Annotated in this window: 14 protein-coding genes and 2 pseudogenes; 7 read left to right on the top strand and 9 right to left on the bottom strand. The window is 71.5% G+C overall.

Annotated elements, in window-relative coordinates:
* Positions 1–42: 42 nt before the first annotated feature.
* The 3 genes from ACTMTU_RS32185 to ACTMTU_RS32195 are packed head-to-tail and all read left to right on the top strand — an operon-like array spanning position 43 to position 7,927.
* On the top strand, positions 43–4,587 hold the full coding sequence (locus ACTMTU_RS32185) for a peptidase C14 caspase catalytic subunit p20 (RefSeq protein WP_441266957.1): 4,545 nt from the start codon (positions 43–45) through the stop codon (positions 4,585–4,587).
* Positions 4,588–5,970 carry a hypothetical protein gene (locus ACTMTU_RS32190; protein ID WP_441266958.1) on the top strand — a complete coding sequence of 461 codons (1,383 nt, stop codon included), beginning with the start codon at positions 4,588–4,590 and terminating at the stop codon, positions 5,968–5,970.
* A gap of 13 nt (positions 5,971–5,983) precedes the next feature.
* Positions 5,984–7,927: a pentapeptide repeat-containing protein gene (locus tag ACTMTU_RS32195; protein ID WP_441266959.1), complete on the top strand. Its 1,944-nt coding sequence runs from the start codon at positions 5,984–5,986 to the stop codon at positions 7,925–7,927.
* 531 nt (positions 7,928–8,458) lie between these two features.
* Here the strand turns inward: ACTMTU_RS32195 and ACTMTU_RS32200 are convergent.
* The 3 genes from ACTMTU_RS32200 to ACTMTU_RS32210 form a co-directional block, all read right to left on the bottom strand.
* Positions 8,459–9,343, bottom strand: a complete 885-nt coding sequence (locus ACTMTU_RS32200) for a fructosamine kinase family protein (RefSeq protein ID WP_441266960.1) — start codon at positions 9,341–9,343, stop codon at positions 8,459–8,461.
* A gap of 152 nt (positions 9,344–9,495) precedes the next feature.
* Positions 9,496–10,407, bottom strand: coding sequence for a DMT family transporter (locus ACTMTU_RS32205; RefSeq protein WP_441266961.1), 912 nt, complete (start codon positions 10,405–10,407; stop codon positions 9,496–9,498).
* Positions 10,404–10,973, bottom strand: a complete 570-nt coding sequence (locus ACTMTU_RS32210; protein WP_441266962.1) for an SDR family NAD(P)-dependent oxidoreductase — start codon at positions 10,971–10,973, stop codon at positions 10,404–10,406. The genes ACTMTU_RS32205 and ACTMTU_RS32210 overlap by 4 nt, the downstream gene beginning before the upstream one ends.
* A 7-nt stretch (positions 10,974–10,980) precedes the next feature.
* Here ACTMTU_RS32210 and ACTMTU_RS32215 point away from each other — a divergent pair, with 7 nt between their 5' ends.
* Entirely contained in the window at positions 10,981–11,412 is a 432-nt protein-coding gene (locus ACTMTU_RS32215; RefSeq protein WP_441266963.1) for a TetR/AcrR family transcriptional regulator, read from the top strand.
* A gap of 292 nt (positions 11,413–11,704) precedes the next feature.
* Here ACTMTU_RS32215 and ACTMTU_RS32220 read toward each other — a convergent pair whose 3' ends face one another.
* A complete protein-coding gene (locus tag ACTMTU_RS32220) occupies positions 11,705–12,769 on the bottom strand; it encodes a GNAT family N-acetyltransferase (RefSeq protein WP_441266964.1) in 1,065 nt (354 codons plus the stop codon).
* Positions 12,770–12,799: 30 nt separating this feature from the next.
* On the opposite strand from ACTMTU_RS32220, the gene ACTMTU_RS32225 reads away from it, so the two are divergent.
* Positions 12,800–13,264 carry a MarR family winged helix-turn-helix transcriptional regulator gene (locus ACTMTU_RS32225; RefSeq protein WP_441266965.1) on the top strand — a complete coding sequence of 155 codons (465 nt, stop codon included), beginning with the start codon at positions 12,800–12,802 and terminating at the stop codon, positions 13,262–13,264.
* A gap of 133 nt (positions 13,265–13,397) precedes the next feature.
* Here ACTMTU_RS32225 and ACTMTU_RS32230 read toward each other — a convergent pair whose 3' ends face one another.
* The 4 genes and pseudogenes from ACTMTU_RS32230 to ACTMTU_RS32245 form a co-directional block, all read right to left on the bottom strand.
* On the bottom strand, positions 13,398–13,835 hold the full coding sequence (locus ACTMTU_RS32230) for a cytidine deaminase (protein ID WP_441266975.1): 438 nt from the start codon (positions 13,833–13,835) through the stop codon (positions 13,398–13,400).
* Positions 13,836–13,859: 24 nt separating this feature from the next.
* Positions 13,860–14,121, bottom strand: a pseudogene (locus ACTMTU_RS32235) (IS630 family transposase); the annotation flags it as partial.
* Between the two features lie 305 nt (positions 14,122–14,426).
* Positions 14,427–15,230 carry a maleylpyruvate isomerase N-terminal domain-containing protein gene (locus ACTMTU_RS32240; RefSeq protein ID WP_441266966.1) on the bottom strand — a complete coding sequence of 268 codons (804 nt, stop codon included), beginning with the start codon at positions 15,228–15,230 and terminating at the stop codon, positions 14,427–14,429.
* Positions 15,227–15,841: a TetR/AcrR family transcriptional regulator gene (locus ACTMTU_RS32245; RefSeq protein WP_441266967.1), complete on the bottom strand. Its 615-nt coding sequence runs from the start codon at positions 15,839–15,841 to the stop codon at positions 15,227–15,229. The genes ACTMTU_RS32240 and ACTMTU_RS32245 overlap by 4 nt, the downstream gene beginning before the upstream one ends.
* Before the next feature lie 71 nt (positions 15,842–15,912).
* On the opposite strand from ACTMTU_RS32245, the gene ACTMTU_RS32250 reads away from it, so the two are divergent.
* Complete coding sequence (locus tag ACTMTU_RS32250) at positions 15,913–16,701, top strand: SDR family NAD(P)-dependent oxidoreductase (protein WP_441266968.1); 789 nt, start codon at positions 15,913–15,915, stop codon at positions 16,699–16,701.
* A gap of 297 nt (positions 16,702–16,998) precedes the next feature.
* Complete coding sequence (locus tag ACTMTU_RS32255; RefSeq protein ID WP_441266969.1) at positions 16,999–17,760, top strand: CBS domain-containing protein; 762 nt, start codon at positions 16,999–17,001, stop codon at positions 17,758–17,760.
* Positions 17,761–18,002: 242 nt separating this feature from the next.
* Here ACTMTU_RS32255 and ACTMTU_RS32260 read toward each other — a convergent pair.
* Positions 18,003–18,683 (bottom strand): annotated as a pseudogene (locus ACTMTU_RS32260) (IS701 family transposase); the annotation flags it as partial.
* Positions 18,684–18,815 lie beyond the last annotated feature (132 nt).

Genomic DNA, 18,815 nt, shown 5'->3' on the forward strand with positions numbered 1-18,815 from the left:
ATAAGCTGTGGTGGACACTTACGGGGGGGTGCTGTCGATCTCATGGTACGAAGCGACACGTACAACCGGCTGGCGTTACTGAAAGCCGAGCGGCGATCCTCTTCCCTGGTGGGCACGATCGCCGTACCGGAGTACCTCCACCCGGACGAGGAAGAGCGGCAGCGGCTGCGCCGCCCGCAGCTGGAAGAGGTCCGTGACCGCTTCACCGAGACCGCGCGGGAGAAGCTGGGGTTCGGGGAGGCCCTCCGGGCCGACCGGAGCGGTGCGACCCGGCAGCGTCTATGGGCCGGGCTGGAGGAATTCGTGGCTGCCGGCGCCCAGCGGAAGATCCTCTACTGGACGGGGCACGGCGTCCAGCGCGGCGACAAGGGCTACTTCCTCGCCTGCGCCGACTCCTGGCAGTCGGGCGAGTTCGACCCCGCTCGGGCCGTCTCCGTGCTGGAGCTGGTGGGTCTCCTGCTGCGCCCGGAGTACGAGACGGACACCCTGCTGATAGTCGACGCCTGCTCGTCGCAGAGCTACAACTCCCTGGGCGAGGCGGTGCGGCACGCTGTGGAGCTGGAGCGGGATCCCGCGGTGATCCGGGCGCGGGAGAGCCGTCGGAAGGGCTTCGCCGTCATCGGCACCTCGGGGGCGGACGCGCAGGTGCCGGCGGGCCGCTGGGTGACGTGGCTGGAGGAAGCTCTGGCGAAGCCGGACTTCGTGGCGGACGACCAGGCCCGCCCGTTCGAGCCGTCCGCGCTGTATCTGCCGCTACCGTATCTCTGCCGTGCCGTGGACGCGCGGGCCGCGGACGACGGTCTCGACGACCCGGCGCAGCGGCCGGACTGCCGGGAGGTCCGGGCACTTCCCAACAACTTCCTCGACAATCCCTACTACCGCCAGTCCGATCTGCCGGTGTACACGCCGGCCGTGCTGACACGGCGGAAGCCGTGGATCGAGGCCGAGCAGTTCGGTCTCGAGGAGAACAGTCATCTCAGCCGCCACTTCGCTGGGCGGCGGGATGTGCTGAGCCGAACAGTGCGCTGGATGGACACCCACCCGAAGGGGCTGCTCGCGGTGACGGGCCTGGCCGGCACGGGGAAGACCGCGCTGCTCGGCCGACTGGCACTCACCTCCCTGCCGAGCTGGCGGGAGACCCTCGGTCCGGACCTCGACCCCGCGACGCTGCCCCGGGCGGGAACCGTCCACGCGGCGCTGAGCTGCCGGGGGCAGTCCGCCCATTCTCTGGCCGAGCATCTGCGAGAGGTGCTGGCGGACATCGACGGTGCCCCGCCCCTGCCGGAGGAGCCGGTGACGTCGGAGAAGTTCACCATCGCCTTCGAGAAGTTGGTGGGCCGGGCGGGTTCGGTGAACCTGCTCTTCGACGCGCTCGACGAGGCGCTGCCGGACCAGGCATACGCGATCGCCCGGCACCTCCTGAACCCCCTGGCGGCCACGCCCGGTGTCCGGGTGATCGTCGGTACCCGGACGCAGCCCCGCCGGCGTACCACCGCGCCCACGGAAGAGGAGTCGCTCCTGGACACCCTGGAACTCAGCGTCGAACCCGTGGTCCTCGGGGACGACGAGGAGGCGCGCGCGAGCATCACCGGCATGGTGCGGTCCGTACTGGACACCGAGCACTCCCCGTACCGGGGTGCCGCGCGACGGGAGGACCGCGACTGGACGGCCGAGATCGTCGCGGCGCGGAGTCACGGCTCGTTCCTGGTAGCCCGGTTGGTCGCGACCCGACTCGCCCGGCGGACCACGGTCGCCACCGAGGCCGAACTACAGGCGTGGCTGCGTAACGGCGGTACGGACCTGCGCACCCGCTTGGCGGAGGAGACGCGCTACCTGAGCGAGCAGCCCGGCGCACGGCGCGCCCACGAGGTGCTGCGGGCGCTGGCAGTGGTCCAAGGCCCCGGGCTGACCCCCGACGCGGCCTGGCTGACGCTCGCCAACGCACTGCGCGAGGCCGACTCATTGGAACTCACGCCGGAAGATCTGCGACAGGTGTGCCGGAGCGCCGACGGCGGCATCGTCGCCACCCAGAAGGACGGCACGCCGCAGACGGCCGGGCGGGCCCGCTATCAGCTGGCCCATCCGAGTTACGGCGAGTTCTTCCTCTCCGACGCCGGGCTGACCACCCGGGAGGCACACCGCAGGGTGCTCGACGCGCTGCGCGCCCGCGTCGGCGGCGACTGGAGCGGCGCCGACGAGTACACCCTCGAATACCTGGGCGCCCACGCCGCGCAGGTGGGACCGGAAGCCCTGCGGCAGCTCTTCGAGGACGTGGGCTTCCTGCTGCGTACGAACCCCGATGTCATGCTGCCGCTCGCGGCGGGTCTGGCCAGGGACTGCGACGGCGCAGCGTTGTACGGCAGGGTCGCGGGCTCGTTCCCCCGCGCGTCCCGTCCGCTGCCGGCGTCGGTTCTGCTGGAGCGCAAGGCCCTGCTCAGCGCCACCGCCTTCGTCAGCCACCGCGACGCGACGTACCGGACGCTGCGCCGCACCGACGGCTTCCTCCCCTGGCAGGAGTACTGGACCGATGTCCCGCCGGACCCCCCGGAGTGGCGACGCGCGGCGCCTTCGGGCGGCGCGCGGGCGCTGAGCTGGCGCGCCGGGACCGGAGCGACGGGGCTGACCCACACGGACACCCTGACCGCCGGCGGACTGGCGGAGATCCAGGTCCTGCACCCGGAGTCGGGCGCCCGGTTGCTGACCCGCCGGCTCCCCCGGACCGGCGGGGAGCGCGGACGCCCGCTCAGTGAGGTGCGTGAGGTGGGCGCGGGGGCCCGCTGGGCCACCATCGCCCGGGACGACCGGGCCGTGTACTTCTGGCGCGCGGGGACCCGGCTGCCCGATCAGGAGTACCGGTGGGGCGGCAGCCTGCGCGCGCTGTCGGTGGCCGAGATGGAGGGCGAGAGCGTGGCCCTGGCGGCCGACGGGGACCGGGTTTGGCTGTGGTCCTGGAAGGGTTCCAGCCATTTGGACACCCAGCTGAGAGTGGTCCTGACGGCGGATGTGCGGCAGCTCGCGGCCATCACCCTGGGTACGCGGATGTTCGTTCTGGCGGCGGGCGCCGAGCGGGTGGAGCTGTTCGAAGTCAGCCGCGACCGCAACGGGGTGAACGGTCTGCACGCCTGCCGGACCGATCCCGGCGTGACCCTGGCGGCGCCTGCGATGGCCGCCGCGGCGTTCGCGGTCTCGCCCCGGGAGGGCTTTCTCGCCGTGGCCGACGGGACCGCCGTATACGTCTGGCGGCTGGTACCGGGCCCCGAGCCGGTCGTGGAAGAGGTGGCGACGTACCTGTCGAACGCGCGCGGCCTGGCCTTCGGGCGGCACGGCGATGAAGTGCTGCTCGCCGGATACGAGGAAGTGGCCGTCCGGATATGGTCCGCGGGGCGGTCAGGGCGCGAGGCCACGCTCGTTCTGAACGCCCCCCGCGAGGGCGCCGTCGCGTTCGAGCCGGGCGGTCAGGGGCTGCTCGCGGTCGCCGACGGCCCGTACATCCGGGTGGTCGACGTGGTCCCCGCACTGGAGACCGGTTACGGGATCCAGCGGCGGCCGAACGACGAGCGTCCGGTCCTTGCCCTGGCCGGCGCACCGGACGGTCCGCCGCTGCTGTGCCGCGCCTGGCACGACCGGATCCGGGTCTCCCGGCCGGAGCAGGGGGATCCGGCCGCCCTGCCGGCCACGGAACTCGCCCACGAGGGGCGCGTGGTGACGGCGGTGGCCGCGGTGCGGGCGGCAGGCGGCTGGACGGTGGCCGCCGCGGCCGTCCGGCAGATGGCCCCCGCGACCGGCCGGACGGTGGCTGCCGAGGACGGCCGGATCGTACGACTGTGGCGGCTCGACGACAGCCTGTCGGTCATCGCCCACCGGGACATCCCGCTCGGCGGTGTCGCAGGCCAACCGGTCCGCGCGCTGAGCCTGGTCGGCGGTCCGGACGCCGGGACGCTGCGCTTGAGCGTGGCCGACGGTTGGCGGCTGGTACGCCACGAGGTCCCGGCCGATGTGTCTTCCTCCGGGATCGCGGTGCGCGAGATCCGGCCCGACAGCGGGTTCTGCGGGTTCGACACGAGGGTCCTCCGGGACGGTTCGTACTGGATGGCCGGTGATCTGAGTGACCAACTGCGGGTCTGGACCGAGGGCGAGCACGGCATCGAGCAGCGCGTCCTGCTCACGGCCGACCCCTCCTGCCTCGCCCTCGGGGAGCTGTACGACGACGAGGACGACGTCTCGATGCCCATGCTGGCCTGGGCGGACCACGGCAGCGTGTACGTCAAGGACTGCTCCGGCGACGGGAGTATCCCCCCGGAGCGACTGCCGGGGGACTATCCCGAGGTGACGTCCCTGGTGTTCGCGGGCCCCGTGGAGCGGCCCGTGCTGCTGCTCTGCATGCCGGAGGCGGTGTCGCCCGCGTGGGACGTCTGGTCCCGGGAATGGCTGGCCGGGCCGGGGATTCCCACGCGAGGGTACGGCGTGCACGCCGTGCGTACCGCCATGGACCCGGAGGGTCTGGTGATGGCGTTGCAGGGGGAGGACCGTTGCGATCTGATCCGGCTGCCGCACACGTTCTTCGGCGCCGGGACACGGGGAGAGTGAATGGAACACGATCTGGTGGTTTTCGTCCCAGGGTTTCTGGGCACCCGGCTGTGCCGGGACGGCCGGGACCTCTGGGCGAGTTGCGGTGAACGGCTGATCGGCTCGTCGGCCGCGGCGCTCGCCGAAGTGGCCCTCCCGCCGGGGCTGGGGGACGCGCCGCCCGAGGGACCTTTCCGGCTGGACGCCGACACCCTGCTGGAGGTCCCGGACTCCGTGCCCGGGCTGCTGTCCTGCATGGGCTATCCCGATATCCGTGCCGCCCTCGGCGACCCGCTCGACGTGCAGTTCGTGCCGTTCGGTTACGACTGGCGGCTGTCCCACCGGCTGGTGGCCCGGCAGCTGAAGGCGCGGGTGGCGCGCGAGCTCGAGCGGTGGCGGGCCCAGGTCGACGCGTACTACCCGGACCGGACCGATGATCCGCGCGTCATTCTGGTCTGCCATGCGACGGGCGGTCTGATCGGGCGGCACTACCTGGAGTGCGAGGACGGCCGGGAGACCGCCCGGACCCTGGTGGCCCTCGGCACGCCGCAGCACGGGCTGGTCCAGGCTGCCCGGCTGCTGGCCGGTCATGCGGTCCCCGGCGACGCAGGCCCCGGCGCGGACGCGGCCGCCCGGCTGAACGATGCGCTGCGCGAGTGGGCGCTCACCCTGCCCGCGGTCGCCGAACTGCTGCCGGGGTACCCCGCGGTGCGGGTCGAGGGAAAGAGCCGCGAACGGCAGATCACCGACAACCGCTACCCGGTTCCCGGGCTGCCGGGCGACGCCGTCCGTGAGGCAGTGGCCTTCCGGGAGGAGTTCCGCTCGGCCTGCGACGAGCACCGGCGCGTCGGCCCCCTCCCGTACACCGTGCACTGTCTCGGCAGCGTCGACTTCCCGAGCCCCGAGGCGCTCATGCTCTCCTCCGATGGGTCATGGAGCACCGACGGTCTGCTGGGGAGCGGCGACGGGACGGTGCCACGCCGGTCGGCCGTCGCGGACTGGACCGGCACGGATCCCATGCTGTGGACCGGCTTCCGGAACGCGGACCTGGCGAGCGGGCCCGCGCTCCGGGACGCGATGCTCGCGATCCGCGCGGGCCGCGCGCCCACCGGCACACTCGCCGGTGAGGAGGGCATCGTCCTGCACTTCCCCCGGGACCCGGTCGCCGCCGGCCGTCCGTTCGTGATCGAGCTGCTGGGGCACGACCTCCTGCGACGCAATCTGCGGACATTCAGGTGGCGTTCAGGCCGTACCGACAAGCAACCCGTCGTCTTCCAGCAGTACGAGCCCGACCGTTATCGGGCCGAACTGGAAGCCACCACCCCCGGGCGCTGGGTGGTCGAGGCGCTGGTCGACCGGCCGAAGGGGCGTGACCGGAGGGACGTGACGGTGGTGGCGGTATGAGACGGGAGCTGGAATGACCGGAACCGACGCCCCCGCGTGGCCGCAGTGCGGACACCTCGACACGGGGGAACGCTGCCGGGGGCGCAGAGTGGGCTCGTACACGGTCTGTCTGGCGCATCTGGACAGCGCCGAACGGGCCGCCCACCTGGCCTCGCTGACCCCCGGCGCCGACCTCGACCACCGGGGCACACCCTTCACCCAGAGCCTGCTCGACGAGCTCCTCGCACCGCTCAGGGATCCGGGGAGCCGGCGAGCGCGGGTGGGGGACGCATCGTTCGACGAGGTGCGATTCACCGGAGATGCGGAGTTCGAGGGGATCGAATTCGGCGGCTTCTGCTCCTTCGCGTCGGCTGTGTTCGACGGGGGTGTGTACGTCCGTGAGGTACATGCCGGGGGTGATTTCCGCCTCGGTGCGGCGCGGGTCGCGGGAGATGTGTGGCTCGATGACACCGAAGTGGGCGGTGATGCCTGGTTCTACGAGGTTCGGATCAAGGGCACGTTGCGGTTCTGTGTCCGCGAGGTCGGCCGCGGTGCGATGTTCAAGGGCATGACGTGCGGGGATGCCTACTTCTCGGGTGTACGGGTGTGTGGCGTCGCCTCCTTCGACGGGGCAGTCATCGACGGGGAAGCCGCCTTCGACGGTGCGGTCTTCGAGGACGGTGCCGACTTCGAGAGGATCCGGATCACCGGCCGGGCCTGTTTCGACGGTACGCATTTTCATCGGGGCAGAGCATGCTTCAACGGGGCGGACATCGGCGGGGACATGCCGTTCGCCGAGGCTCACTTCGCTGCGGAAGCCACGTTCGACGGGGCCGCGATCGGTGGTGACCTGTCGTTCTCCGGGGCCCGGTTGGAGGCCGGCGTGGGATTCCGGCGGGCGGTGTTCCGGCGTACCGCCCGGATCGGCCCGCTGGTCTGCCCAAGGACGGTGGACTTCTCCGACGCCGTGTTCGAGGCCGCGGTGACGCTGGAGGCCGCCGCGCGGGAGGTGCGCTGCCGGCGGACACGCTGGGCGTCCACCGCCGCGCTGCGGCTGCGGTACGCCAGGGTGGATCTGAGCGACGCCGTGGTGGAGTTCCCGGTGACCGTCGTCGGCCGGCCCCGCCGGTTCGTCTCGCCGGAGGGTGAGGTGATCGCCGAACCGGGGCTCACCGATGACCGGGTGCGTGTCACCTCGGTCAAGGGCGTGGACGCCGCGTATCTGGTGCTGGCCGACGTCGACCTGACCGGCTGTCTTTTCGTGGAGTCGGTCCACCTGGACCAGTTGCGGCTCGAAGGCCGCTGCATCCTGTCGCCACCACCCGGCGGGCTGCGCTGGATACGCCGCCGGACCCTCGCCGAGGAGCACCACTGGCGGGCGACCCGGTACGGCGATGGCTGGACGCCCGCACCGCCGGGCGTCGAGACGCATGAACCCGCCGTGCTCGCGCCGGTCTACCGGCAGCTCCGCAAGGCGCTCGAGGACGGCCGGAACGAGCCGGGCGCGGCCGACTTCTACTACGGCGAGATGGAGATGCGCCGCCACGACGCCACGGCGTCCCGCGGTGAGCGGACGCTGCTGCGGCTGTACTGGGCACTCTCCGGATACGGCCTGCGCGCCATGCGTGCCCTGGCCTGGCTGGTCCTTGCGATGACGGCCACCGTGTGCGCGCTGATGCTGTGGGGGCTGCCTCAGGCCGACCCGGACCCGGTCAGTGCGGGGACCACCGACGGCCGCCGAATAGCCCTGACGACCAGGAAGTCGGCACCCGTCAACCCGGAAGGGCCGTACACAAGGCGTCTGTCGACCGCGCGGTTCGAGAAGTCCGTGAGGGTGGTGGTCAATTCGGTGATCTTCCGGGCTTCCGGGCAGGATCTGACCACCACCGGGACGTACGTCGAGATGACTGCCCGCCTCGTCGAGCCGGCTCTGCTCGGGCTTGCCATCCTCGCCGTGCGCAGCCGCGTGAAGCGATGACGTGTCGCGGTCTCGCCGGGCACGCCGTCACGTCGGATCAGTGTGCGATCACCGCCTCAGTGTCAATCGTCACGGACGGGACGATCGTGGAGAAGGGCTCCCTAGGCTCGGCGAAGGTGCTGGGCGAGGGTGTCGACACCAAGAACCGTGACTGTCTACTGGGCCGACGTGCGCGGTTCCATGCCCGACCTCGTCCAGGCCGTGGGCCGCGCTCTCCGGTTGCAACCGGGCGAGGGGAAGGTGGCCGGCCTGGTGGTGCCGGTCCTGCTGGGGCCAGGCGAGAGGGCGGACAGCATGCTGACCTCGCAGGCATTCGGCGGGTTGGCGAAGCTGCTGGAGGCGTTCGGGGCGCACGACGCCGGGGTGGTGGGGCAGCTCGCCGAGCAGCAGGCCGTTCCGCGAGGCCGCGGCCTTCCTGCCATTCCCGAAGTGCTGGAGCGTTCTGGCCGCCGGCCCCGATCCCTGGGCACTTCAACCGGCACGCCACGGCCCCATGCGGCCGCGCGGACGGCGGGACCGGCCCAGCAGAACTCAGGGCCGGTGCCGGAACGGGGCGAGCGTGGCGCGCACGAGGTCGGCGGCGCCCCAGTCGGGGTCGAACTGGGCGATCACAGCCAGGTGTTGGCGTAGCTGGAGGATCGGCATCCGTTCGCGCCAGTCGCGGTCGAGCCCGGTCAGCTCGGCGTACAGCTCGAAGAACACATGCGCCTCGGGCGGTGGCGCTGTCGTCCAGAGGTGGGCCAGGTCGACCTCGGCCCACGTGTACGACACGGCCGGGTCGATCAGCGCGGGCCGCCCGTCGGGCGTGGCCATGACGTTCAGCGCCCACAGGTCGCCGTGCGTCAGGCACGCGGGCCTGACCGGCAGCAGGTCGGGCAGCCGGTCGCACAGCCGCTCCAGCGCCGCCCGGTCTGCGGCGTCGAGCGCCTCCTGGACACGACGTTCGCCGAGCCAGCGCAGCAGACGGTGCTGGGCGAAGAACTCGAACCCGTCTTCTTCCCAGGTGTTGACCTGCCGGCGACGGCCCAGCCAGTTGTCCCGGTGCCACCCGAATCGGGGGTACCGCGTGGTGGTGTGCAGGTGGGCGAGCGCATGCGCGAGCTGCTCCCAGATGGCCTCGGTGCCCGGGCGGGGCTGCAGCACGGACAGCACGAGCAGGTCACGGTCCGCGAGGATGATCTCGGGGGTCGCGATGCCTCCCGCCTCGCGCAGCACGGTGAGCCCTTCGGCCTCTGCGGCGAAGGTGTCGTCCGACGGTGGCTCGCCGAACGCCTTGACGAACACCGACGTGCCGTCGATGCGGCGCGCGAGCCCCGCGGTCGCGGCGAGGCCTCCAGTGGCCGGCTCGACCGCGACGACGTCGGTCTGGTCGGCCGCGTGCAGGCGTTCGAGCAGGAAGGACGTCGCCTCTGTCACGGGTGTGCTCCTCTCTGCCGGTCACGCATCATGGCCATCAGGGCCGAGCCCGCGACGGCTCATTCGTTGAGCCTGGTTGGGACGCACACCCTCAACGCCGCCCTGTCGGCCGCCTGTCCGCGCGGACCTCTTATTGTCTGGGTGAACACCGATCAGACCAACTCGTCAACTGCCCCTTGGGGACGGTGCGATCCCGGACGGGCGCGGCGGGGCTGTCGCAGGCCGACGGCGACGCCGACTGTGACGAGCAGGGCACCGGTGACGTCGGCGGGGCCTGCCTGGCCGAGGCCGAGTGCGACGGTGGTGAGCAGTGCGCCTACCGGTACGAGGCCGGCGAAGAGGCCCGCACGGTCGGCTCCGAGGCGGCGCAGTGCGTCGTACCACAGGAAGAACGCGGCCGCGGTGACGATCGCGCCGAGGTAGCCGATGGCGGCGGCTTGGCCGGGTGTGGGCAGCCGCAGGGAGTCCGTACCGTCCAGGGCGAGGCCCGCGGCCAGCAGCATGGGTATGGAGAGAGCGGCGGGATAGGCGGCGACCCTCAGGGGGCCGAGTTTGGGCAGGAGCGGGACGGCCAGCAGGGAGAACGCCACCTCGCCGGCGAGTGCACCGAGGGACAGCAGGAGGCCCGTCACGCTGCCCGAGCCGAGGCCGGCGGCGACGGCGGTGCCGAGTGCCACCACGAGTGCGGCGCCGACGGTGCGGGGTGCGGGGCGCCGGCGTTCCATCAATGGGCCCACGAGGGCGAGCACGAGAGGGACGGCTCCGACCACGGCGGCGATCATGGCGGGCCCGGCGTGCCGGGTGGCTTCGACGAGGAAGACGTTGAACCCCGCCAGACCGGTGGCGGCCAGCGCGATCAGCAGCAGGACGTCACGTGCGGTCAGGCGCACGCGGGGCAGGCGCCGGTGGCCTACGACGGCCAGCAGGATCGCCGCGGCAAGCGCATAACGTAAGGCCTGTCCGGCGAAGACCGGGTAGTCGGCGATGGTGGCGGAGACCGCGGTCGAGGTGCCGACGAGCAACATCGCCGAGGCGGCGCCGACGGGGGCGGCGGAGGCTCTCATGCGGCGTGCTCCGGCAACGTCGAGGGGGCGGCCGAGGTGGCCAGGACCTTCCGCGTGACGCGTTCGGCGATGGCCGCGACCAGGGTCCGGGGGCGACGGGGTGTCAGGTGTGCGGTCAGGGCGTTGCCGAGTCCGGGGGCGACATAGCCGCGGTCGCGGTCCAGCGCGCGCAGCGCGGCGCGTACGACGGGCTCCGGGGTGGTCATGGAGCCGGTGACGGCCGCCCGGCGGGTGCCGATGGTGTCGAAGAAGGCGGTCTCGACCGGGCCGGGGCACAAGGTGAGCACGCGGATGCCACGCCGGCGGTACTCCTGACGCAGGGCGAGGCCGAAGTTCAGCACGAAGGCCTTGGCCGCACCGTAGACGGCGAAGTAGGGGGACGGCTGGAAGGCGGCGTTGGAAGCGACGTTGACGACCGAGCCGCGGCCGCGCTCCAGCATGCCGGGCAGCAGCTCATGGGTGAGGTCGACGAGTGCCACGACATTGACCATCAACTGGTCGTGGTCGCGGGCCCCGGGTATCTCCTCGAAGCGGCCGCAGGTCCCGAAGCCGGCGTTGTTGACCAACAGGTCGATGCTCAGCTCGCGGGCGGCCAACCGGCAGGCGCTGATCGAGGCGCTGGCCTCGTCCGCGGCCCGCCAGCTCGCCCAGGCGGTGGACGACGGCCGGCCGGACACCGCACCGCCGTTGGTGGCGATGCACCGGATCACGGCCAACGTGCTCCAGGTCAAAAGCGCCTGGGCGTTCGCCCTGGAGCTGCCGGCCGACCCGGAGGGCGAGGCCGCCGTCCTCCATCAGGACATCGCCCGCAGCTGCATCGCCGTGCTGAAGCGGGCCCAGGACGACAAGCTCATCGACGAAACGGCCGACCTCGACTGGGTGCGCCGGGTCTACTACGCGCTCATCGGGGAATCCCTGCACGGCAACGCGGACGGCGCCGACCCGGACACCCTCGCCACCCGCATCATCGACACCCTGCTGCACGGCGCCGGCCCACGCGCCTGACCCGAGAACCGCAGCCGATTAGTTGCAGTCAGCGACCTCGGCGCTCGACCTGGGAGGCGGACGCGGGCCCGGGCCCAGCACCGAGGCGGGCCGAGGTCGAGGTGCAACGCACGCGGAGACCTTCGGCGTGGAGGTGCTCCTCGGCGCGCACCACGGCGCTCAGGATGCCGCGTTCACCGGGCCCGTCGGACAGCTCCCAGCCGTGGACGCCCGCCGGCCGGCCTGATCGACTGGTCCGCGGCACAGGCGTCCGCTCCGGCTGCGGGCCTGCCGGAGCCGACGGCGCCGGCGCTCAGGCGGGGACGGCTTTGACCAGACCCACCACGCCGTCGTCCGGCGCATCGGGAAGCGGAGCGTACCCCTGCCCCTGATAGAGAGTCAGGTTGCGGTGGCTGGCAGCGCCGGTGGACAGGACGATACGCCGGCAGCCCTCCCCGGCCGACTCGGCCCGGGCCAGCAGCCACCGGCCCACGCCGAGTCCCCGCAGGTCGGGGGCGACGGCGAGCCGCCCGACGTGCAGGTCGGCTCCGATGCGACGCGTGCGGACCATCCCGAGCAGGCGCCCGTCCCGCCACAGTCCCGTCGTGTGCCAGTCGGCCAGCCAGGCGCGCACCTCGTCCGGCGACTCCTGGAGCGCCGGGATCGCCAGGGTGTCGTTGTCGAGCGCCTCCTCCATCCAGCAGCAGCGCTGAAGCACCGTCACCTCGGGGGCGTCGTCCGGGCCGAGACGCCGCGCGTACGAGCCGGGCAGCGGGCCCGCCACGGCGTCCGGGTGTGCGTGCTCACGTAGCGGGGCCAATGCCCGCGAGACCCGCACCAGTTCCGCCAGCAGCCCTTCGGCGGCGTCAGCATGACGCGCCGCGGGGGCGAAGCGGTCCTCCCGCATCGCGTCCGCGATCCGTATCGCGACGGTAGCCCCCAAGGGGACCAGGCGCAGGGTGGTCACCACCTGCTTGGCGTGCTGGACCGCGCGCGTGCCGGCCGAGGTGTGGCCGTAGCTGACGAAGCCGACCGGCTTCCAGGCCCATTCCGGGCCCAGGTAGTCGAGCGCGTTCTTCAGGGTCGCCGGCATTCCGTAGTTGTACTCCGGCGTCACGAAGACGAAGCCGTCCGCCCCGTCGACGATCCGGCTCCACCGGCGGGTGTGCTCGTGGTGGTGGACGCCGGTCGACGGGTGCTCCTCCTCGTCCAGGAAGGGCAGGCCCAGATCGCCGATGGCCAGGGGTACGAGGTCCGCGTCGAGCATGTCGGCGCTCGGCGCCAGCGTCTCGGTCAGCCACTCGCCGAAGGCGGGGCCGAGCGCGCCGGGGCGTGTGCTGCAGACCAGTACGACGATGCGAAGCCGTTTCGTTGTCATGGAAACGAAATTAGCCGGTAGGTTGATTACATGTCAACGAATGAGACGGACCCTTCGGTCCGCTGGCTCGCAGCCGACGAGGAGCGCGTCTGGCGGGCGTACCTCCGCATGGTGACCGCGGTGCAGGCCCGCACCGCGCAGGACCTGGCCGCGCACGGGTTGTCCGAGCCGGACTACGAGGTGCTCAGCACCCTGTCCGAGCGCGCCGAGGGCACCAGCACGCTGCGCGAACAGGCCGCCAAGATGGGGTGGTCGCGAAGCCGTCTGTCCCGCCACGCCACCCGCATGGAGGCGCGCGGACTCATCCGGCGCGCACCGGACCCCGCCGACGGAAGGGGCTGCCTCCTGGTCCTCACCGAGACGGGATGGGACACGCTCCGGGAAGCCGCCCCGAGCCATGTCGCTTCCGTGCGACGGCACTTCGTCGACCGGCTCGACCCTGAGGAACTGGCGGCGCTCGGCCGCATCGCGGAGAAGATCGCCGATGGTCCGTAGGGCGTCCGCGTTACCCGGACGGCCCCACCGGGCCGCCGACGGCGGCGAGCGGCCCGGCGAGTCCGCGGAGCCGGTCCGGGCCCACGGCTGCGCCGGCTGTCAGGCAACGTTCGCCCGGTAATCGTCTGGGGTGTCATGTGGTGCTGAGTGGTGCGCTCTCCTCAGGGTCGAGCCGGTGGTCCGCCCAGACGTAGCTTTCGGGAAGCAGGTCGGTGACGGGCACCGTTCGGAGGCCGCCGTTTGTCCCGACGATGACCTTGAGGGCTGGGAAGTAGTCAAGGAGCACCTGGCGGCAGCGGCCGCATGGGGGCACCACGCCTCGGTCGCGGTCCCCCACGGCGACGATGGTGTCCAGGTCATAGGCGCCCTGGGCGGCAGCGGTGCCGATGAGGACCAGCTCCGCGCAGGGGCCTCCGGTGAAGTGATATGCGTTCACCGCGGTGACGATCCGGCCGTCTCGGGCGCGGGCGGCAGCCGCCATGGTGTGGTTGTCGCCCCGGCAGCGTGTGGCCGCGACGTGGGCAGCTGCCCGGATCAGTTCGTGGTCGACATGGTCGGTCCGTGTGGTCATCTTCCCTGCCTTCTTGCACGGTCGGGCGACGTTGGCCCTGTCGACGACGGCGCGTAGGTGCCGGTCGTCGGCGTGGCGGTTTCGCCGGATGATGCAGCAGCAGATCATGCTGCCCTGTTCCTTGTGGCTGGCGTGGTCGGTGCCGTCGAGGGTGAAGTAGCGCAGGGCGGTGAGCTGGGCTTCGATGCGGTCGAGCCAGGAGCTGTTGGTCGGGGCCGTAGAGCCTGTCCCTGGCCAGGTCAAGGGCGGCGAACAGGTGCCGCACTGTGCCGTAGCGGTTGTAGGTCTTCAGACCTTCTCTGGGGTAGAGGTGTGGCGCGAGGCGGAGTTCGATGACCCGGTGCAGCTCAGCGCCGGTGTCGTTGATTGACATCCGGCACAACAGGTGTGGCGCCATCGCTGAATCGAGCGATAGCGCCTTGCCGTAGGGAGACTCACTTTGCTCACATGAGAAGGTGGCGCGAGGTGTCGGCCGGCGATCACAAGCCGTCGAAGCCCGCGAAGCCGGCGCCCCGGCCGGAACTCGCCGCCACCAGAAGGAGCGAACAGGCGGTCCGGGGTTGCCTGGGAGGCGGGCTTCCCGTGCCCCGGTCAGATGACGTTGACGGCGTCGAGGAAGCGGGCGGCGAGCTCGGTGTCGCCGGTGACCGTCACGTCGCTGTCGCGCCAGGAAGAGCGCTGCGTGCCCCAGTCGGGGAACGTCAGCGCGGGGGCGGTGACGTGCGCGGCGACCGCGCCGTTGGACGGGGCCAGGCCGCCTGCCGCATCGATCCACCAGGTCCCGCAGCCGGGGCCGGTGAGGGTCAGGGCGACGCGGGCGTCGAGCCCGGCGACTGGCGCCCGCGCGACCTGATTGCTCAATACGGCGATCATCCACGTCACGACCGCGCGCATGCGGTCCGCGTCGGTGGGCGGTGCTGGCCGGCCGAGCGCCGGGGCCATGTCGTGGCGCAGGTGCGTGTGATGGTCGAAGACGAGTGCGCCGCTGATCATCAGCGCCAGGGGGTGGCGGCCGAGTTCGGCCAGCGGAACCCGCACTCGGGCGGCGGGCGTGCGTCTGACGACGTCGAGGAGCATGGTGGCTCGCCGACTGGCGCGCTGGTACTCGGCCATCACCTTCGCGCGGCTCCAGTGGCGCCGTCGGTCGACGGGGTCTTCGTTGAGCTGTTCGAGGCTGCCGGCGAAGATCGTGCGCATTCCGGCGGGTGTGTAGAAGCTCCGCGCCGTCGCGCCGATGTGGGCGACGACATCGGCGATGCGCCATCCGGCCGCGGCGCTGGGCGCGGTCCATTCGACGTCGGTGAGGCTGCTGGTGAAGCCCAGCATCTCGGTGCGTTCGGCGCGCAGGGCGGCGGCCATGTTCGGCAGGTCGGCGGGGGGCAGGCGCCTGCTCATGTCGTCTTCTTCTCTGGTTGCGGGCCGGGGCGGCGGATCGCCTGTACGGCGGTGTCGTACAGGTCGAAGTGGTCGGCCTGTCCGCCCAGGCGCATCCACTCTTCTGTTGCTGCCTGAAGGCAGGTGATCGCCGCGGCCGCGATCGCGCGCGCCTGCAGGGCGCGGCGGTCGGAGTCGGGCAGTCGCGGCTCGATCAGCGGTGCGAGCAGGTCCTGCCAGCGGGCCTGCTTCTCGGCGTGGCCGGCGCGCAGGGATTCATTGCCGAACAGCAGCGTGATCATCTCGAGCCGGCGCTCCGCCGTGAGGTCCATCTCCTCGAGCACCTGGAAGGCAGCACGCAGCGACGTCCACGGATCCTCGTCGGCCGGGCGCTCGGCGAGCCGTGCGGCGATCAGTTCCCCCTGCTCGGACAGGCCGTTGAGGGCGAGGTCTTCCTTGCTGCGGAAGTAGTTGAACAGGGTCCGTTTGGAGACCCCCGCTGCGGCGGCGATCTCGTCGAGAGTCGTGTCGTCGTACCCCTTGGCGGCGAACAGTTCGAGGGCGGTTTTGGCGAGGAGCGCGCGAACCACCGAGCGGGTCTGCTCACGAAGAGGTGCCGGTTTCTGAGCCATGCACCGATGGTACATCTCTTCGCGAGATGCAATTGTTTGCACTCAGTGCAAGAGCGTGCGTAGAGTGCAGCATGAGCAAAATCGACTATCGCCGCCAGACCGTCATCGTCACCGGAGCCAGCTCCGGGCTCGGCGCGGAATTCGCCCGCCAGCTGGCCCGTCGCGGCGCGGATCTCGTACTCGTCGCCCGCCGAGCGGACCGGCTCAAGGACCTGGCCGGCGAACTCACACGCGCCCACCGCGTGACGGTGACCGTCGTCGCCCGCGACCTCGGCCTGCCCGACGCCGGCCGCACCCTGCGCGCCGAACTCGAATCCCGCGGCATCTACGCCACCGGCCTCGTCAACAACGCCGGCTTCGCCACCCACAACGCCCTCACCGACGAGGACCCGGACCGCCTGCAGAGCATGATCGCGCTGAACGTCAGCGCGCTGGTCGACCTCAGCCGCGCCTACATCGACCCGCTGACCTCGGCCGACACCGGCGTCCTGATCAACGTCGCGAGCCTGCTGGGCTTCCAGCCGACCCCGTACCTGAGCGTCTACGGCGCCACCAAAGCCTTCGTCCTCAGCTTCACCGAATCGCTGTGGGAGGAGACCCACGACACCGGTCTACGCGTCCTCGCCGTGTGCCCCGGCGCCACGAGGACCGAGTTCTACGACGTCGCCGGCAGCCAGTCGGCCGACTACGGCACGAAGCGAGCCACGCCCGCCCACGTCGTCAAGATGGCCCTCGACACGCTCGACCGCCGCTCCGCGCCCCCGTCGGTGATCACCAACGGCCGTAGGCTCGCCCTCGTCAGCAAGTTCCTGCCGCGCCGCCTGACCGTCCGGTTCATGGGCCGCATGGCCCGCCGTTGACCGGCGCCGCTCCTCCCCCGGGTCGGCTGCGGCACCGAGCGCGTCGACGAGCTCCACGGAGAACTCGCGCATGTCGTGGGTGGGCAGGTAGCGCGACGTCCAGCACCACGGTGCGGCCCTCGGGGGTGCGCATCATCTCCACGAACATGCGGCTGGTCGCGCCCATGACCGTGCTGTCCTGCTCGGCCCGGGCGGCCGTGGTCAGCACCAGGTCCTCGTCGCCGCAGGAGCCGCAGGCTGCTGGCCCTCCTCACCAGGTCAAACAACCGCTGGCCTCCCGAGCGGCGGGGTGCTGTCATGGGTAGGGAAGACGCGTTGACCAACCAGCAGGGCCGCGGGGCCGACGCGCCGCGCAACATCGCCCGGGCGCTCCGACCGCGGCCACCCGCCGCAAAAACGGAGGAGGCCGAGGCCATGCTGCACCGCCGCACGGTCGGTGACGTGATGACCGGGGAGGTCATCACCCTCCGCCCCAGTACACCGCTCCATGAGATCGCCGCTCTACTGGACGCGAACGACATCGTCGCGGCCCCCGTCATCGACGACGACGGCGCCCCCGTCGGGGTCGTGTCCGCCTCCGACGTGCTGCGGCACGAGACCGGCATGCCCGATCCGCAAGGGCAGGACGGGAACGACGAGCGCGCCTGGGGCAAGGCCCGGGCCCGGACCGCGGGCGCGCTCATGAGCAGCCCGGTCTTCACCGCGCGCGCCGACTGGACGATCCCCCGGGCCGCGCGGGAACTCCGCAGGCGGCACGTCAAGCAGTTGCCGGTGGTCGGCGAAGACGGGCTTCTCACCGGCATCGTCAGCCGTAGCGACCTGCTGAACGCCTTCATTCGCTCCGACGCCGAGATCCGCAATGAGGTCGAGCAGCACGTCTTGGGACGCATCCTCGGCCTGGACGAGGGCGCTGTCGCGGTCGAGGCCCGGGACGGCGTCGTCACCCTCCGGGGGAACGTCCCGAACCCGCGTCTCGTCCCGGTAATCGTAGGCCTCTGCCAGGGCGTCGACGGGGTCGTCGACGTGGACGCCCACCTCGCCGTCGCCCGGGCGCGCTAGTAGGACTCCGTTAGGTCTGTCTTGATCTTGATGTTGTGTGTGGCCTGCTGGGCAGGGGCTGGTGGCAGGTGGTGCAGATGCCGGTCCAGCACCTCAGGATGCCCTGGAGGGCGTCGAGGGTCTGGTAGAGGGTGAGCCCGGTGTGGTTGCTTTTGGGGCCAGCCGCTGTTCGGTAAGAAATGCGTGGGCGGCGGTCACGAGGGTGACGTGGTGGTGCCAGCCGGGCCAGGACCGGCCTTCGAAGTCACGTCCGCGCGGACGGCCAGCACGTAGGCGATTCCCCGCTGGGCCAGGCCGGCCCGCAGGTGGGCATTGGTGCCGTAGGCCGCATCGGCCACGACCACGGGCGGCCGCATGCCCCAGCCGGCCAGCTCATCGAGCATGTCCAGCGCCAGCCGCCACTTCTCACGGTGCGTGACCTCGGACGGAACCCGGGCAAGGGCCCGGCGGTAGGTGTCCGCCGCCCACTCCTTGGGCAGGAACAGCCGCCACTGCAGCGGGCAGGAGGCGGTGTCACTGGCGGCGTGGACGCTGACCGCGACCTGACAGTTGGCGCGTTTACCCAGGGCCCCGCAATACTGCGGGGCCACGGCGACCGACATCCTTCCCTCCTTGGGCACCGACACGTCGCCGATCACCCAGGCCGTCGGGACGACCAGCGGCAGCATCCTCTCCGCGATCCGCCGCTGCACCGGCACCGGGTCCCAGGTGGACTGGTTCACGAACTGCTGCAGGTTCTGTTCGTTGCCGTCCGGCAGCCTCGAGGCCATGGCCTGGACCGACTTGCGGCGGCCGTCCAGCATCAGCCCCCGCAGGTAGCAGTCGCCCTTGGCCCGCTGGTCCTTGCGCGGCACCGACGCGAACACATCAGCCACATACAACGCCAACTTCGCCCGGACCCGGCTCACTTCATATGCGCCCATCCACCCAACATGCCCAAGAACAGGCCGAACCCAAAGACCTAACGGAGTCCCACTTACTGATCGTTTCAGAATGAGGTTCGGAGTCGTCTCAAGCAGATGATGCTGCAGGCGAGTTGGAGCAGGCTGAGGTGG

Source organism: Streptomyces sp. OZ13 (assembly GCF_052068155.1).
Lineage (GTDB): Bacteria > Actinomycetota > Actinomycetes > Streptomycetales > Streptomycetaceae > Streptomyces.

Bases quoted from the DNA above. Each gene is read 5' to 3' on its own strand.
- ACTMTU_RS32185 (WP_441266957.1), top strand. From the start codon at position 43: ATGGTACGAAGCGACACGTACAACCGGCTGGCGTTACTGAAAGCCGAG.
- ACTMTU_RS32190 (WP_441266958.1), top strand. From the start codon at position 4,588: ATGGAACACGATCTGGTGGTTTTCGTCCCAGGGTTTCTGGGCACCCGG.
- ACTMTU_RS32195 (WP_441266959.1), top strand. From the start codon at position 5,984: ATGACCGGAACCGACGCCCCCGCGTGGCCGCAGTGCGGACACCTCGAC.
- ACTMTU_RS32205 (WP_441266961.1), bottom strand. From the start codon at position 10,407: ATGAGAGCCTCCGCCGCCCCCGTCGGCGCCGCCTCGGCGATGTTGCTC.
- ACTMTU_RS32215 (WP_441266963.1), top strand. From the start codon at position 10,981: ATGCTCAGCTCGCGGGCGGCCAACCGGCAGGCGCTGATCGAGGCGCTG.
- ACTMTU_RS32220 (WP_441266964.1), bottom strand. From the start codon at position 12,769: ATGACAACGAAACGGCTTCGCATCGTCGTACTGGTCTGCAGCACACGC.
- ACTMTU_RS32225 (WP_441266965.1), top strand. From the start codon at position 12,800: ATGTCAACGAATGAGACGGACCCTTCGGTCCGCTGGCTCGCAGCCGAC.
- ACTMTU_RS32230 (WP_441266975.1), bottom strand. From the start codon at position 13,835: ATGACCACACGGACCGACCATGTCGACCACGAACTGATCCGGGCAGCT.
- ACTMTU_RS32240 (WP_441266966.1), bottom strand. From the start codon at position 15,230: ATGAGCAGGCGCCTGCCCCCCGCCGACCTGCCGAACATGGCCGCCGCC.
- ACTMTU_RS32245 (WP_441266967.1), bottom strand. From the start codon at position 15,841: ATGGCTCAGAAACCGGCACCTCTTCGTGAGCAGACCCGCTCGGTGGTT.
- ACTMTU_RS32250 (WP_441266968.1), top strand. From the start codon at position 15,913: ATGAGCAAAATCGACTATCGCCGCCAGACCGTCATCGTCACCGGAGCC.
- ACTMTU_RS32255 (WP_441266969.1), top strand. From the start codon at position 16,999: ATGGGTAGGGAAGACGCGTTGACCAACCAGCAGGGCCGCGGGGCCGAC.